Here is a 14,603-nt window from a genome sequence, read left to right as displayed (position 1 = left end):
AGGTCTCCTTGCAATGATCGATTAGAAGTTGTAGCGGAAGCCGAGCTCAATGCGGCGGCCGGCGTCTGAGGCGTAAGGCTTGAGGAAGAGTGGCGAGCCAAGAACGCTGCCAACCGCGGTTACGTTCGTGTGGTTCARCAGGTTAGCCGCGCGGGCGTTGAAGGTAATGGTCCGGGCAGAGTCTTTCTTCGAAAGCGCAAAGCTGCGGCTGAGGTTGCTATCGAGCTGTACCGTCCAGGGAAGGGTAGCGGCGTTACGTGGAAAGGCGCCGGTTCCATTCACAGCGGTCAACAGACCGAAAGGAGTCTGGTAGGCATTCGCTGTCGAGGCAGCGTACTGCGGACGTTCATTGAAGACGCCGTCGCCGTTGTTGTCGAGTCCGGTGGTGAGGTTGAGTGGGGTACCCGAGGTCGCGTTGAAGACATTGCTGACCGTAAACTTCTTTGGCAGATTGACCTGGCTGATGCTGATGATGCGATGGGTATTTGTCCATATGGGACGCGCCAGCTCGCCGGCTTTGCTGAGGTTTGATTGCTGGAAGGTATTCGGGCCGTCTGCGTCGCCGCGAAGATCCATGCGGACATAGCCGAGGAAGATCTGGAAGCGGCGTAGACTGTGCTGATCCACACCGACGAACATGACGTTGCCGTGCAGATGACCGGTCTGCTGGTACTCAAGGACGTTGGTGTTGGCCAGCGTAGGACGAGGCCCGGTGGGCTGGTTGTTGAGAGGAGCATTGACATTACGCGAGCGCATGGTGTCCCAGGCACGCACGATGTAGAGATTGCTCTGGATGTGCCAGTGAGCGGGGAGCTCGTACTCTGCACCCAGGTGGGTTTGCAGTGATGGTGTCTGCATCACACTGCCCGCAAAGTTACGGAGCGTGTGGATAGGCGTAACTCCAGTGAAGGGCGTGCCGTAGTTGGCGGAGTAAATAATGCTCTGCTGTTGGGTGACGCCGTTCAGACGGAGCGTGACCCCTGCAGTGTTGGTATCGATGGGCGAGAAGAAGAGACCGGCGCGCGCGCGCAGGATGAGCCTCTGTTTCTTGTCCGGTGACCAGGAGATCCCGGCGCGAGGTCCAAGGTTGGAGAAGGTGGAAGGCGAGGTCTGCAGTGCATAGCGCATGCCGAGCGCGATCTGAACATGGGGCGTGAGTTTCCACTGGTCCTGCGCGAAGAGCACAAGGCGAAGCTGATTGAAGTCAACGGTCGGCGAGCCCTGATTGACGGTGTAGGTCGTCGCTGTGCCGCCGGTAAGACCGAGCATGGCGCGGCGGTACTGTTCAAGTCCACCGATCGTGGTTCCTGCGACCGTGGCGCCGCTGAAGGTATAGCTTCCGTTGAAGGTGTCGGGCTGGTTGAGGTGCTCGAGGTTGTCGATCATCTGCAAGCCGAGCTTGAGCGCGTGCTTCTTACTGCTGAGCAGGACGTCGTCATCGACTTCGGTGACCTTCTCATGGCTGGCGAAGTATCCGCCGGTGTATCCGCCTGCGGTGAAGGCTCCCGAGACCTGCAGGGCCGCCGCGGTGGAGTGTGGGGTGTCATCGCGATTGCGCCACATGAAGCTCGCGCGTGCCTCGTGCACGATGCGTGGAGAGATAATGGAGACATTGGTGACGCGGATAATATGCTCGGCCTGCTGGCTGTCGTAGCCGGCCTCCGGAAGTACCGTGCCGCCCACTGCGAGGTTCTGAAGCGAGTTCACGTTGGCGGTATAGCTGAGCGTGAAGTTGTTCTTTGGCGAGAGCATCATGCCGACGCGAGCATTTGCAATCCATAGACGCTGTGGCGTAGGGACGTTCTGATTGACGATCTGCTGGTTGCCTGTGGCGTCGAGACTCACGGCATTGACGACGGCGAAGTCGTCGATATCTCGCTTTTCCAGGGAGAGTGTGAAGTCGCGCTTCTTGGAGAGCAGAGGTCCGGAGAGATCGAAGCCGTAACGGCGCTTGCCGATGGAGGCGCGGCTGGTGGCGAAGGGATCGCGGGCGTTGAACAGCGTATCCGAGTCAGTGAGAAAGAGTGAGCCGTGGTACTTGTCCTGACCGGGCCGGGTGACGATCTCAATGCGCCCGCCCTCATAAGGAGGGCGCTCGTATTCGGCAGAGAAGAGATCAGGATTCACGCGGACAAAGGCGATCGACGACTTGGGCGGCATACGGCTGCCATTCTGGAAGCCGTCTACGGTGATGGTGGCTGCGCCGGGAGCACCGCCGGAGACAGCGGCGAGTGCCTGCAACTGTCGCTGCAGATCGTCGGGATCGTCGGCCATCTGCGCGAGGTCCTGGCGGTTCAGGGTGCGTGATCCGGCGGCTTCGCCGGCACTGGTATCCAGACCGGAGCCGTCGATCTGTGCATCGACCGCCATCGTGACGGTCTCGGGCTTCAGCGTGATATTCAGCGTCGCGGCGCCCGGCAGAGAGATCGTCTGCGGTGCGAAGCTGACAGCCTCGATCAGCAGCGTGTGTTTCCCGCTGATGCAGCCTAAAGAGAAGTGCCCCTGAGCATCGGAGACGATCGCTGGATTGGTATCCACCGTCAGCGTGGCATCCGGAATCACCGCGCCGGTAGTATCGTGTACCGTGCCCGTGATGGGAGAGCACTGCTGCGCGGCGAGTGTGCCGGCGAAGAGAAGGCAGAGAGCAGAGAGCTTGAGTGGCATCGCGGTTTCTCCTTGACGAACTCAAGCATCGCGGAGCGCGGAGGGGGAAAACAGTGTGTGTTGTCAGGCCGAAGACATGACATTTGTCAGCATGACAAATGTCATGCACGAAGAGTGACATCCGGCACTGTTGCCGGCAGAGCATCAACGCCATGCTTGAGGAGTTTGAAGACGATCTCTGGGAGGTGTGGCGATGGTGGCAGTGGAAGAGAAAAGCGCAGTCTCAACGCCGGCGGCAGTTGAGGTGGCGTACCTGCGTGGAGCGACAAAGAACTATGGAGCGCATCGCGCCCTGGATGAGGTTTCTCTCTCCCTCCGGGCTGGCGAGGTAGTAGCGCTGCTGGGACCAAACGGTGCAGGAAAGACAACCGCAATCAAATTATTGTTGGGACTGCTTGGTCCGGATACCGGCGAGGCACGTGTCTTTGGCGGGAATCCCCGCGATGCGGCGACACGGACTCGCATTGGCGCGATGCTGCAGGTGGCGCGAGTGCCAGAGACGCTGAAGGTGAAGGAGTATCTCGATCTCTTCCGCAGCTACTATCCCACACCGCTGCCGGTAGAGCACATCGTGCGTGTTGCCGGTCTGGCTGGGATTGAAGATCGCCTGTTCAGCCAATTGAGCGGAGGCCAGAAGCAACGCCTGTTGTTTGCCCTGGCGATCTGCGGGGATCCTGACCTTGTCTTTCTCGATGAGCCCACGGTGGGCATGGATATTGAATCGCGCCATGGGCTGTGGCAACAGGTGCGCGATCTTGCTGCCCGGGGTAAGACAGTACTGCTGACGACACACTATCTGGAAGAAGCGGACAGCCTGGCGAACCGCATCGTGGTGATCAACAAGGGAATGGTGATCGCCGAAGGAACACCGGCGCAGATCAAGTCAAGGGTCTCTGGAAGGACGATCAAGTGCGTCACTTCGTTGGATGAGGACCTGTTGCGCCGCCTGCCCGGCGTCACCTCGGTTGAGGTAAAACACGGAACCACGGTGGTGCGTTCCGGTGAGGTCGAAGATGTCGTGCGCCAGATGCTGGCGCTCGATACCGGCCTGCACAGCCTTGAGATCAGCAGTCCCGCACTTGAAGATGCCTTTCTAGCATTGACCAAAGGAGAGTAGCGATGACGACGATGACTGTAGCACCCCGTTTTCCGCTGTACCGCAAAGAGGCAAAGTACGAGTTTCTACGCCTGTTGCGGGCCCGCACTTTTACCCTGGCGACGATCGGCTTTCCGGTGATGTTCTATCTGCTCTTCGGTGTGGTGAACAGCAGGGGATACGAAGTGCTGTCGGCGAGCAAGTATCTGATGGCGACGTATGCGATCTTCGGCCTGGTAGGCTGTTCGCTCTTTGGCATCAGCGTGACGCTCTCGAATGAGCGCAACCTCGGTTGGCTGGAGGTAAAACAGGCCAGCCCCATGCCGGCACCGGCGTATCTGATGGCAAAGCTGCTCACCGCGTTTGCCTTCGCGACGATTATCTTCGTGTTGCTGCTGACCCTTGGCCTGACGTTGGGGCATGTGGTGATTACAGCTCCGGAGATCCGAAACCTGGCGCTCACGATTCTTGGCGGGGTCCTGCCGTTTGCCTCCATGGGACTTATGCTGGCGATGGTGGTGCCGCCGCAGGCTGCGCCTGGCATTCTGAACCTGATCTATCTGCCGATGAGCTTCTGCTCCGGCTTGTGGATGCCGGTAAAGGTGCTGCCGCACTGGCTGCAGACGGCTGCTCCGATATGGCCGACCTATCATCTGTCCCAGATTGCCCTGGGCGGTATCGGATTCGAGATGCGTGGTACTGTAGCCGGCCACATTGCCGCCCTTGCAGGATTTACTGTATTGATGCTGGGACTGGCGATTGTGCTCTTCCGGCGGAATGCGACGGCGAGCTAGAGCATTTTTCCTGTAGGTGTAGCGCAGGGCTTGTGCATCTATGGGCGTTTTCCGCAATGAAAACGCCGCTGCACGCTCCACTCGGGATACCCAGCAACAGGACAAATGCTCTAAGGTGATGTCAGGAGAGAGTGTGGCGATGGAATGCGACGAGAGCCAGGAAAGCCAAAAGCTTGAACGGGTGCTGCTGGAGAAGCGATGGAAGGAGAGAAGGGCAAGGCGCTTCTTTCGCTATATCTCGCTGACCTACACCGTATTTTTCCTGATCGAGCCCATTCTCCGGCACGAACGTGATGCGTGGATCGCGCTGGCGATCGCATATCCCATCTTTCTGATCTCGTTTATCGCAGCGGCCGAAACCAAGGGGCGCACCCGTTGGGTCGCATACACCGTACTGTTCGCGGTTGGCTATGCGTACATGCCGTTCAATGCCGGCGCATCCGGGCTATTTGTCTATCCGGTAGCCATGCTGCCGTTCATCCTGAAGAATCCGCGAAAAGCGCTGATCGCGATGGGAGCGCAAGTCTCCGGTATGTTCGTCGAGATGGCGATCTTCCAGTTGAACCACTGGTCGGTCTTCATTGGTGTCTTCTTCGTGGTGGTAATCACGCTGACGAACATGTATTACGCGGAGCAGGAGCGGTCCAACGCGAAGCTGAAGCTTGCCAATGAAGAGATCGAACATCTGGCAACTGTTGCCGAGCGGGAGCGCATTGCACGCGACCTTCACGATCTGCTGGGGCACACTCTGACCGTGATCGCTTTGAAGAGCGAACTGGCCGGCAAGTTAATTACCAGCGATCCCAGCGCGGCAGCGTCTGAGATTGCCGAGATTCAACAAACCTCGCGTAAGGCATTGGCCGAGGTGCGTGAGGCGGTACTGGGCTATCGCTCGCAGGGGCTGAGTGCCGAGGTGGACCGCGCGCGCAAAGCACTGGCGACCGCGGACATCAAGCTGGTCTGTGACGGTCTACCGAATGAGCTGCCAATCGTCGAAGAGACGGTGCTTTGCCTGGCCGTGAGGGAGAGCGTGACCAATATCATGCGTCACTCTGAGGCGACCGAGGTCTGGATGCAGTTCCGCTTCCGCGATGGGCGCCTGCACGTTACCGTCGCCGATAATGGCAAAGGCGGAATCAAGGAGGAGGGGTCAGGGTTGCGGGGTATGCGTGAGCGTGTGGAAGCACTGGGTGGGCGGTTGTCGATCCAGTCCGAGGTAGGCACTCAACTGACGATCGACCTGCCGCAGGGTGCGGCTACGGCATGACGAAGATTGAGGTACTTCTGGTCGAGGACCAGGGCATGGTTCTCGGGGCCCTGGCCGCTCTGCTGAATACGGAGCCTGATATTACCGTGGCAGGCACGGCCAGTAACGGCCGCGCCGCGCTCGATCTGATTACAAAGAAGCCCCCGCAGGTGCTGGTCACCGATGTCGAGATGCCGCAGATGACCGGTCTAGAACTGGCGGCGATGGTGAAAGAGCGGTTTCCAAAGACACGCGTGGTGATTCTGACCACCTTCGCCCGTCCCGGCTATTTGCGCCGCGCGCTCGACGCCGGAGCTCAGGGCTACCTATTAAAGGACCGTCCTGCGGCCGAGCTCGCCGAGGCGATCCGCCGGGTGCATCGCGGTCTGCGCGTGGTAGATCCGGATTTGGCAGCCGAGGCATGGACAGCCGACCCCGATCCGCTGAGCGATCGCGAACGGCAGATTCTGCAGCGTGCCGGTGACGGCATGTCTACGGCCGATGTGGCGCGAGAACTGGGCCTGAGCGAAGGCACCGTGCGGAACTATCTTTCGGAATCGATCGCAAAACTGGGGGTCTCAAATCGCATCGAGGCGGCGCGCCTCGCGCGCTCCAAAGGCTGGCTGTAGATCGGATAACCGAGTCTCAGGGGCGGTTTGAGCTGCGCTCAAACCGCTTTTGTCATTTCGCAGCGACCGGGGTCCCCGGCCAGCTTTGCTGGTTGGGGTGAATCGAAGCGGAGAAGTTTGCTTCTCGTCCATCCTTTTTTCCGCGGCAACATTTCCATAGCCGTTCCTCTATGCATCTTTATGCATATGCAAGTAAACTTGTCGGCATGAATCGCAGAGAGATGCTGAAGGCTGGTGGCGCCGCCATGGTTGCCGGTATATCGACGAACGGTATGGCTGCACCGGCACAACCGGCTACGAAGGTCGAACGCTGGGACGTCTTTGAAATCACACTGAATGGCCCGAAGGAAGGTAATCCCTTCCTGGACGTCTGGGTGAAAGCCACCTTCCGCAAGGGCGGCCGTGAGATGACCATCGACGGCTTCTACGACGGCGACGGCGTTTATAAGGTGCGCTTCATGCCGGACTCCGTCGGCGCCTGGAACTACACCACCGACAGCAATGCGGCTGCGCTGAAAGGGAAGACGGGAGCCCTGGAGGTGGCGCCCGCAGTCGGGAGCAACCATGGCCCGGTAAGCGTGCGTGACACCTTTCACTTCGGCTATGCCGACGGCACACCGTACTTTCCGTTTGGAACTACCTGCTATGCCTGGGTGCACCAGACAGAAGAGCGTGAACGTGAGACGCTGGCAGCGCTGAAGACAGGGCCATTCAACAAGATGCGCATGTGCATCTTCCCCAAGTGGTACCAGTACAACCATGGGGTTCCGCCGCGCTTCCCGTTTCAGCGCCAGGGCGAAACGAATGATTACTCCCGCTTCAATCCGGAGTACTTCCGCCACATCGAGCAGCGCATTATCGATCTGCGGGCAATGAATGTCGAAGCCGACCTGATCCTCTTTCATCCCTACGATCATTGGGGCTTCCAGGAGATGCCGGCGGAGGTCGACGATCGTTATCTGCGGTATGTGATCGCGCGCTTTGCGGCGTATCGCAACGTATGGTGGTCACTGGCCAACGAGTTCGACCTGATGAAGAAGAAGAACTCCGGGGACTGGGACCGCTATGCGGAGATTGTGACCGAGAGCGATCCATATGGGCGTCTGCGGTCGATCCACTACAGCAAGGCTCCGTACGACTACAGCCGTGTCTGGTGCACTCACGCCGGTGTGCAGGACTACGCCTTCGACAAGGCGGCGAACTGGCGCTCGTCGTGGCGTAAACCGGTCATCTTCGACGAGTGCATGTATGAAGGCAATATCAACTCGCGCTGGGGCAACCTGTCGGGCGAGGAGATGACACGGCGTTTCTGGCTGTGCATCGTCGCGGGAGTCTACCCCGGGCACGGCGAGACATACGTGACCGAAGGCGATATTGAGAACGACAAGGCTGTACTGTGGTGGTCGCACGGTGGCACGTTGAAAGGAACGAGTCCAGCCCGCATCGGCTTTCTGCGAAAGATTATCGAGGAGACCGCCGCTGCAGGTGGGAATCAGATCGGATTTACCCAGATCGAACCGCCGTACTACCCGAGCGCGAAGCGGAATCAGGATGAATCGTTCCTGTTCTACTTCGACTTCCATGAGCCGCTGTACTACGACTTTCTACTGCCGGAAAAGGGCAAGTACCGCGCTGAGCTGATCGACCCGTGGGCCATGACCATAACCCCGGTAGCCGGAGAGTTCAGCGGGAAGAGCCGGGTGAAGCTGACCGGGAAGCCCTATATGGCGGTCCGGTTCGTGAGAGTTTAAAGACGAGGGCGGCCTCAGCGCCGAGATAGGCTTGTAGTCTACTTCTGCGCGCGACCGTCTAAAAAAGATGCCATGGCGCGCAGACTGCTCCTTTCCCTCGTCCTCGGTTCTTCGTGTGTGCTGTGTTCCCAGGTTTTGCGTGCCCAGATTTTGCGTGCCCCTGAGTCGCCTAAGCCGATTCAGGGTGTTGGAGCAAAGCTTGTGCATGTCCCCACGGTGGTGCATGACAAGAAGGGCGCGCTCGTCCTGACCCTGAAGAAGGAAGATTTCAACCTTAAGGTCGACGGCAAGCCCCAGGAGATTCGTTATTTCACCAATGACGCCAACCTGCCGTTGACCCTGGGACTTCTGGTGGATGTCAGCGGCAGCGTCTCCAGCCGTTTGGACGATGAGCGGCGCGCAAGTTCGGCGTTTCTGGACGATATGCTCACCTCGAACGACGATCGCGCGTTCGTTATTCAGTTCGGTCACAAGGCTGACCTGCTGGCCGACCTGACACATGAACGGGGCAAGCTGCAGGAAGGGTTGAAGCGGCTTGAGGGCGACCGGCCCGGAAGCGGTGGTGGGCCAGGAGATCGGGATCCAGGAGATCGGAATGGCGGGCCTCCGCCCGATGACGACCGCAGAGGATCGCAGAATTTCTTCCAGTTTCCCGGTGGCGGTGGCCGCAGCGGCCGTCGCGGTGGGCAGGGAGGCGGCCAAGGCCGACGTGGTGGCTTCGCCGGCGGCGGAACGGTGTTGTACGACGCTGTTTTTCTGGGCAGCGATGAGCTGATGAAGAAGCAGACTGGCCGCAAGGCGCTGATCCTGCTAACCGACGGTGAGGACCGCGGCAGCAAGGTAACGCTGACGCGCTCCCTGGAAGCCGCACAGCGCTCCGACACGATCGTTTACGCGATTTACTACAAGGGCGAAGAGAGCGGCGGGCAGCGCGGCTTCGGCGGGGGACCTCGTGGCAGCTGGCCTGGTCCAGGTGGCCGCTCCGGGACCGGCTCTGGGGCGGGGAGCCGCGACGGAGACGGCAAGAAAGTGCTGGAACGCATGACGCAGGAGACTGGCGGTCAGGTCTTCGAGGTCAGCAAGAAGCATCCGGTCGACGAGATATATAAGGAGATCGCCCGCGAGCTCCGCAGCCAGTACCGTATCGAGTTCACTCCGGACCAGGCGACCGGAAGCGACGGCTACCACCAGATCGACCTGACGACGAAGGACAACAAACTCTTCGTGCAGACGCGCGATGGCTACTACGTCGGCGAGCCTTCGCGGTAGGAAAACGCCGCTGCACACCTCTTCCGGGATACCCAGCCACAGGGAAAATGCTCTAAAGTGGCCATATGCGCCGCTTTGCCTGGATGCTGTTCGCCTGTGCCGCCATGGCCCAGGCGCCTAATCTTTCTGTGACCAGCGGAGTGGCCGCCACCAGCCGCGCCGCATGGACGCGGATCAGTGTACGAGGCCAGCCGGAAGATGCCTGGCTGACCTTACAGTGCACCAAGACGGTAGAGGGTGTGAAGCAGGCGGATATTTTCTTTGAGATCGGGCAAACCCCTGCCTTCTGGATGCCGCATGAGCAACAGGCCACGGAACAGACTCCGCCGCCGACGAAGCTGACATTTACCTTCGATGCCTATAAGCCGATGCGGCGGGAGTGGGTGGAAGTACGTAACAACCAGTTCCTGTACAACCGCCCGGGCGCGCACTCCGGCAATATGGAACCGGTGGACTTCTATCTAAAGTTCATGGGATCGACGACCACGATGACGGTCTTCAAGGATCGCGATACGAGCTGGAGTTTTCCGACCAGGCCACTGTTGAAGGCGATGACAGAACAGGATCTGTGTAAGCCTTAGAGCTGCTCCCCTCCCTGCCCGGGTCACTCAGGGCATATCTCAAGCATCTCCCTGACGGTCTGTTCGCTGAGGGGAGGATCGTCGGCATCACCGGTAATAAGCTCTTCGATTGCCTCACCCTGTTCTTCGTTGACACACTCGCTTTGCGGTGAGGGCGAATCGTCCGCGCATAAGATCATGCGTAGTTCTTCCTCTGTCTCTTCGAGATATACCTCCTCCTGGCCGGCCTGTTCTTCGTAGTAAGTATCCGTCTGGATCAGAATGGTTTCATCGGTACGTGTGTAGATATCCATCCGTCATCCTCCTTCTTGCGTGCGCCGCGTATTGGGTCGGTAATTGAACCACGAGATACACATCCCGGACAAGAGTTAAGACAAGAGCAAAAGTGACTGATCATTTTTAAATGCAGCACGCAGAGTTCCCCGGTTGCCTGCGATTCTCCTTCACCGGGGACAAGCTGGAGAAATCGCGAAAACCCAGCTCCCCCGCGTGCGCATGCCGTAACCACACCCCCGTAGCGGGCGTGACAATCTCTCAGCCAAACAAGCAGTATTCGTTTTATTTGCAGACGATACTTACAGCGTGAACCTGCCCTTGTGCAGCCAGTAGAGGGATGTTTGCGGCTTCCAGTTCCACGTGATCGAGACCTTCATTCCGATCGGAAGCCTCACAACGGGCGGTTGTGCTGGTTAAGACCGTGTACTCCGCTGTTTTGTGACAGCATGTCAGACTTTGTTCCACAGGCTCGGTCGAGGTATTTTCTCTCTCGTCCGGAACGACATCTGGGGCGAAGAGACCTTCCAATTTGACCAGATCTCCGTTTTGGGCTGCAGCGGTAAAGGCCGCCAGAAAACGCCTCCGCTCCGCCGAACTCACCGCCGCAGGCCGCCGCGCCGCGATATGTTTCCGAGCACGGGTGAGCAGTTGGCGAACGTTGGTTTCCTTCATCTGAAGGATCTCTGCGATCTGGCAATAGGAGTAGTCAAAGGCCTCGCGAAGGACATACACAGCACGTTCTGTCGGACGGAGCTTCGCGAGGAGAACCAGGACCGCGGTCTTCAATGCGTCCTTGCGTTCTGCGCCCAGGCAGGGATCTGTAGTTGGATCAACCGGCTCTGAAAACCATGTCCCGACATAGGTCTCACGGCGCGAGCGGGCGGACTTGCACAAATTGATGCACATACGGGTTGTGATCGTCATCAGGAATGCCGGAGGATCGAGCACCAGGCTCCGGTCTGTTGCCTGCCATCGCAGCCAGACGTCCTGAACGATATCTTCTGCCTCGGCGGCGCTTCTCAACATGCGATAGGCGACGCCAAATAAATTGCGCCGCAAATTGAGAAACGCCGAAAGGCCGTCGTCGTAGTCACTGGTCTGGGTATTCCATTTGAAACGTGAATCGGTCGGAGATAGAAAGCCATCTGCTGTGTACTGGACTTTCTCAAGCTGAGTCATTGGGGGATCTCCTCTCTAGGGCTGCTTTTGATTGGAGTATCCGGCTCGTCGCGGCTTAACCAACATCCCCATTCGTGCTGGCAAATCCACCTCTTTCGGATACTGGGAGAACGCCACTCGTCCTACCGTGAAGCAACAGAGGGCTATTGCGTCAACCTCTTTTGCTGCGTTCTGTGACAGGCGTACTACTTTTTCGGAGGGAGTTCGAGAAGTCTTCGACCGAAGAGCCGGGAATCGATCGAGTAGGCGCCTGGGCCCAGAACTGAGAGTACTCCGCTGTCGACGATCGATGTAATGAGCTGAGGGCGACTGCCTCCATCGGACATAAGCGCCAGGAGCTGCAGTATTCCCGAGAATACAGCGACATATGGCGTGAACAAACCAAGGCATAACGGCAATGCAGTCAGGGCAAATCCAATCGTCATCCAGCAGGAGGTCACCTGGGCCCAGCGGTCGGCCGCATGGATGAGCAATGAGGTGGCTATCGAGACTCGCAATACCAGGAGCGCCGCCCCCACCAACCCGGTAGGAAACATTGAAAAGAGTCGCTGCACATCCGAAGGCTAACGACCGCAGGGCTGCCGGGCAATCTCGAAAGTAGGGTGCGTTCCTTATCCATTCGGAGACTGGATGCGTGGAGCTTCCGGCGTATTGTTAGATGTCAGGACTTTCCGAAAGCAGAGTGGAGGTATAAACCGTGACAAAGATCATTAAGGTTCTCACTGTGGACGACCATCCTCTGCTGCGTGAAGGAATCGCCGCCGTACTAGAAGGTGAGCAGGACGTGGAGCTTGTCGCGGAAGCGGCGAATGGGCAGGAGGCGATTGAGCTCTTTCGCCGCCACCACCCCGATGTCACCCTGATGGATCTGCAGATGCCGGGGATGAATGGCATCGAGACCATCGTTGCCATCAGGTCTGAGTTTCCAGATGCCCGGTTCGTTGTGCTTACGACCTACCAGGGGGATGTGCAGGCCTTTCGTGCGTTGAAGGCAGGAGCCTCCGGATATCTTCTCAAGAGCATGTTGCGGAAGGACCTGCTGGAGACGATCCGCGCCGTGAACGCCGGAAAGAGAAGGATTCCTTCGGAAATAGCGGCTGAACTGGCAGAGCATATGACCCAGGACGCGCTGAGCGAGCGAGAGATCGAAGTGTTGCGACATGTCGCCAACGGAAACTCCAACAAGATTATCGGAGTGCAGTTGTCCGTCTCTGAGGCCACCATCAAAGGGCACATGAAAAGCATTCTCGCCAAACTTGGCGCAAACGACCGCACGCATGCGGTAACCATTGCGATCAAGCGTGGCTTTATCGACGGCTAGTGTGATTTGGTGTACGTTGCGCGAACAAGAGACGTTTCTTTGTTTTGCTTAAAGGGCATGGCTTCAGCCATGCCATACCTAAGCTAAGAAAAACGCGGCTTCGGCCGCTGAGGTACCTTCACCATACCGCTTACCTCGTCTCAATGATTGCGGTCCACTGTTCGTAGCGCCGGTGCAACGTATTCGAAAGAGGGGCCGGCTGTTGTCTCTCCATCTTCGTTGGCCATCTGCATCAGGTTCTGTGCCTGACTCTTCAAGGTGTACATTCCTCCAAACGCGCTTCCAAGCATCTGCGGTGCTCCATTGAATACCTGTTCGAGGAGCTGCAGGAGCATGCAATAGGAACGGTTGAACTCCTCCTGGGCCAACCGTACTGGGGTGCCGGAAAGGTGATCATCGGATCTCGGATTGGCACGCATAGGGTGTACAGCGCTCCAATCGACAGCTACCGGATCGCCGGTAGGACCTGATCGCGGAGTGTCGCCGCGGCGATATCGCCTACCAAGCTTCAGCTCCTGGAACCGGTAATAATGGGCGACTTGATTACGCTCCGGATGGAAGACATCAGTATCTCCGTCCCATACTTGTGAGTGGCCGGCGCCTTCGCCTTGCTCGACAATCTCTGCCATTGCCGCCAGTGCGGAAGCAAGATCGTTCACCGCTACAATGCTGCCACCTCCGCTATAAAAGGGATGGTTCGTGATCTGCCGAGCCGGATCACCGCAGAAGACATTCCTCTCACCCAGGCTCGTCGACAGGTCGCGAAATCCCTGTTCGATTGCTTCATAGAACTGGCCAATGGTCTCGTAGTGATTACCCTCGGCCGGTCCGGTCTTGGGCGACGGTTGTTCAATCTCGAGGAACGTCTCAAGCGCCTCCGGGCTGAAGCGGAGTAACGGGATCTCAAAAGAATCGGCGCTGTGCGGCAATGGTCGCGGATAGCTTTGCAGCATCTGCGGCGTGTCCAGCCTCGGCTGCCCGCCTACCGCATTCAGAAGATTGGCTGTGAGGGTAAGGTGCAGCATCTCCTCGACAAGAATGCTGTTCAGCACCTCAATGGCCTCGGTGTTATGCCCGGCCTTAATGGAATACAGCGCGCAGAGATACGGCGGAATGGTCGAGTGCTCCAGCTCAAGCGCCCACTGCAGGTGCTCCCGAAGGCCCTCCAGGGTTGTGATGGAACCGGCGCTGGGTGCTGTCTCCATGGTGGATGTCGAATCAGATGGTTTCATGGGCAATGGTTCAACCTCGCAGCAATGACCGGGTAGAGCTTTGATTTGTGACACATGCTGCTTGGGAGGCGGGCGCGAAGAGACCGATGTCACATTTGGATGGGCTGTCTTGTCTTAGCTGGCGACAATGTGCGGTTGCGCGGCGTCGTCCATACTTCAAATCCTGAAAGGCACGCCATGGAAATCAAATCGCAGTTGGCGGACACCACAAGCTCTTCCACGCAAACTGAAGCCCCGAAAGGGAACCAGTTTCATGTCAAAGACGTGCCCGCGGGTTCGTCCCTGCTGGTTGGCGATGCCGTCGTGTTTAACTCTGCAGGGAGCTTCTGCGCGACGCAGGCGAAATGCCCACACAGGCAGGGGCCTTTGAATGAGGGCAGCTTCGATGGATCGACCGTGACATGCCCGTGGCATGGTTCTCAGTTCAATGTCTGTTCCGGCGCCGTGTTGCGCGGCCCCGCCGTAGATCCACTTAAGACGTATCGCGTGGTTGTGGAAGGCGAGATCGGACAAGTGGAAGCGGTTTAAAGCAATTCTCCTGGTACACCCTTAGGAGAAAATGCTC

Annotated in this window: 14 protein-coding genes; 9 read left to right on the top strand and 5 right to left on the bottom strand. The window is 58.4% G+C overall.

Translation table 11 applies throughout. From position 1 onward, the window contains the following. Window positions 1-21: 21 nt before the first annotated feature. The gene (locus tag AB4Y89_RS07315; protein WP_442300250.1) at window positions 22-2,664 is read right to left on the bottom strand and encodes a carboxypeptidase regulatory-like domain-containing protein; all 2,643 of its coding nucleotides are present in this window, start codon (window positions 2,662-2,664) and stop codon (window positions 22-24) included. 193 nt (window positions 2,665-2,857) lie between these two features. Between AB4Y89_RS07315 and AB4Y89_RS07310 the strand changes: the two genes are divergently transcribed. The 7 genes from AB4Y89_RS07310 to AB4Y89_RS07280 all read left to right on the top strand — a co-directional run bounded on the left by AB4Y89_RS07310 (window position 2,858) and on the right by AB4Y89_RS07280 (window position 10,030). Next, window positions 2,858-3,781, top strand: coding sequence for an ABC transporter ATP-binding protein (locus AB4Y89_RS07310; RefSeq protein WP_442300249.1), 924 nt, complete (start codon window positions 2,858-2,860; stop codon window positions 3,779-3,781). Between the two features lie 2 nt (window positions 3,782-3,783). Then, window positions 3,784-4,554 carry an ABC transporter permease gene (locus AB4Y89_RS07305; RefSeq protein WP_442300248.1) on the top strand — a complete coding sequence of 257 codons (771 nt, stop codon included), beginning with the start codon at window positions 3,784-3,786 and terminating at the stop codon, window positions 4,552-4,554. Between the two features lie 139 nt (window positions 4,555-4,693). Further along, window positions 4,694-5,821 carry a sensor histidine kinase gene (locus AB4Y89_RS07300; RefSeq protein ID WP_442300247.1) on the top strand — a complete coding sequence of 376 codons (1,128 nt, stop codon included), beginning with the start codon at window positions 4,694-4,696 and terminating at the stop codon, window positions 5,819-5,821. Continuing rightward, on the top strand, window positions 5,818-6,429 hold the full coding sequence (locus AB4Y89_RS07295) for a response regulator transcription factor (protein ID WP_442300246.1): 612 nt from the start codon (window positions 5,818-5,820) through the stop codon (window positions 6,427-6,429). Before AB4Y89_RS07300 ends, AB4Y89_RS07295 begins: the two co-directional genes overlap by 4 nt. A gap of 206 nt (window positions 6,430-6,635) precedes the next feature. Beyond that, entirely contained in the window at window positions 6,636-8,180 is a 1,545-nt protein-coding gene (locus AB4Y89_RS07290; RefSeq protein WP_442300245.1) for a DUF5060 domain-containing protein, read from the top strand. A gap of 72 nt (window positions 8,181-8,252) precedes the next feature. Beyond that, a complete protein-coding gene (locus AB4Y89_RS07285; protein WP_442300244.1) occupies window positions 8,253-9,449 on the top strand; it encodes a VWA domain-containing protein in 1,197 nt (398 codons plus the stop codon). Window positions 9,450-9,514: 65 nt separating this feature from the next. Next, window positions 9,515-10,030 carry a hypothetical protein gene (locus AB4Y89_RS07280; protein ID WP_442300243.1) on the top strand — a complete coding sequence of 172 codons (516 nt, stop codon included), beginning with the start codon at window positions 9,515-9,517 and terminating at the stop codon, window positions 10,028-10,030. Between the two features lie 23 nt (window positions 10,031-10,053). Here AB4Y89_RS07280 and AB4Y89_RS07275 read toward each other — a convergent pair whose 3' ends face one another. From AB4Y89_RS07275 to AB4Y89_RS07265, 3 genes are all read right to left on the bottom strand, one after another. After that, window positions 10,054-10,323 carry a hypothetical protein gene (locus AB4Y89_RS07275; RefSeq protein ID WP_442300242.1) on the bottom strand — a complete coding sequence of 90 codons (270 nt, stop codon included), beginning with the start codon at window positions 10,321-10,323 and terminating at the stop codon, window positions 10,054-10,056. A gap of 265 nt (window positions 10,324-10,588) precedes the next feature. After that, window positions 10,589-11,485: a sigma-70 family RNA polymerase sigma factor gene (locus AB4Y89_RS07270; protein WP_442300241.1), complete on the bottom strand. Its 897-nt coding sequence runs from the start codon at window positions 11,483-11,485 to the stop codon at window positions 10,589-10,591. A gap of 185 nt (window positions 11,486-11,670) precedes the next feature. Further along, window positions 11,671-11,982: a hypothetical protein gene (locus AB4Y89_RS07265; protein WP_442300240.1), complete on the bottom strand. Its 312-nt coding sequence runs from the start codon at window positions 11,980-11,982 to the stop codon at window positions 11,671-11,673. Between the two features lie 200 nt (window positions 11,983-12,182). Between AB4Y89_RS07265 and AB4Y89_RS07260 the strand changes: the two genes are divergently transcribed. Then, window positions 12,183-12,806, top strand: coding sequence for a response regulator (locus tag AB4Y89_RS07260; protein WP_442300239.1), 624 nt, complete (start codon window positions 12,183-12,185; stop codon window positions 12,804-12,806). Window positions 12,807-12,946: 140 nt separating this feature from the next. Here the strand turns inward: AB4Y89_RS07260 and AB4Y89_RS07255 are convergent, their stop codons facing one another. Beyond that, entirely contained in the window at window positions 12,947-14,038 is a 1,092-nt protein-coding gene (locus AB4Y89_RS07255; protein ID WP_442300238.1) for a ferritin-like domain-containing protein, read from the bottom strand. Window positions 14,039-14,215: 177 nt separating this feature from the next. Here AB4Y89_RS07255 and AB4Y89_RS07250 point away from each other — a divergent pair, with 177 nt between their 5' ends. Then, window positions 14,216-14,566 (top strand): Rieske (2Fe-2S) protein, encoded by a 351-nt coding sequence (locus tag AB4Y89_RS07250; RefSeq protein WP_442300237.1) that lies wholly within the window; start codon window positions 14,216-14,218, stop codon window positions 14,564-14,566. Window positions 14,567-14,603 lie beyond the last annotated feature (37 nt).

Source organism: Terriglobus sp. 2YAB30_2 (genome assembly GCF_052114765.1).
Lineage (GTDB): Bacteria > Acidobacteriota > Terriglobia > Terriglobales > Acidobacteriaceae > Terriglobus.
Note: the sequence above shows the minus strand (reverse complement) of the source record. Positions and strands in the feature narration are given on the sequence as shown.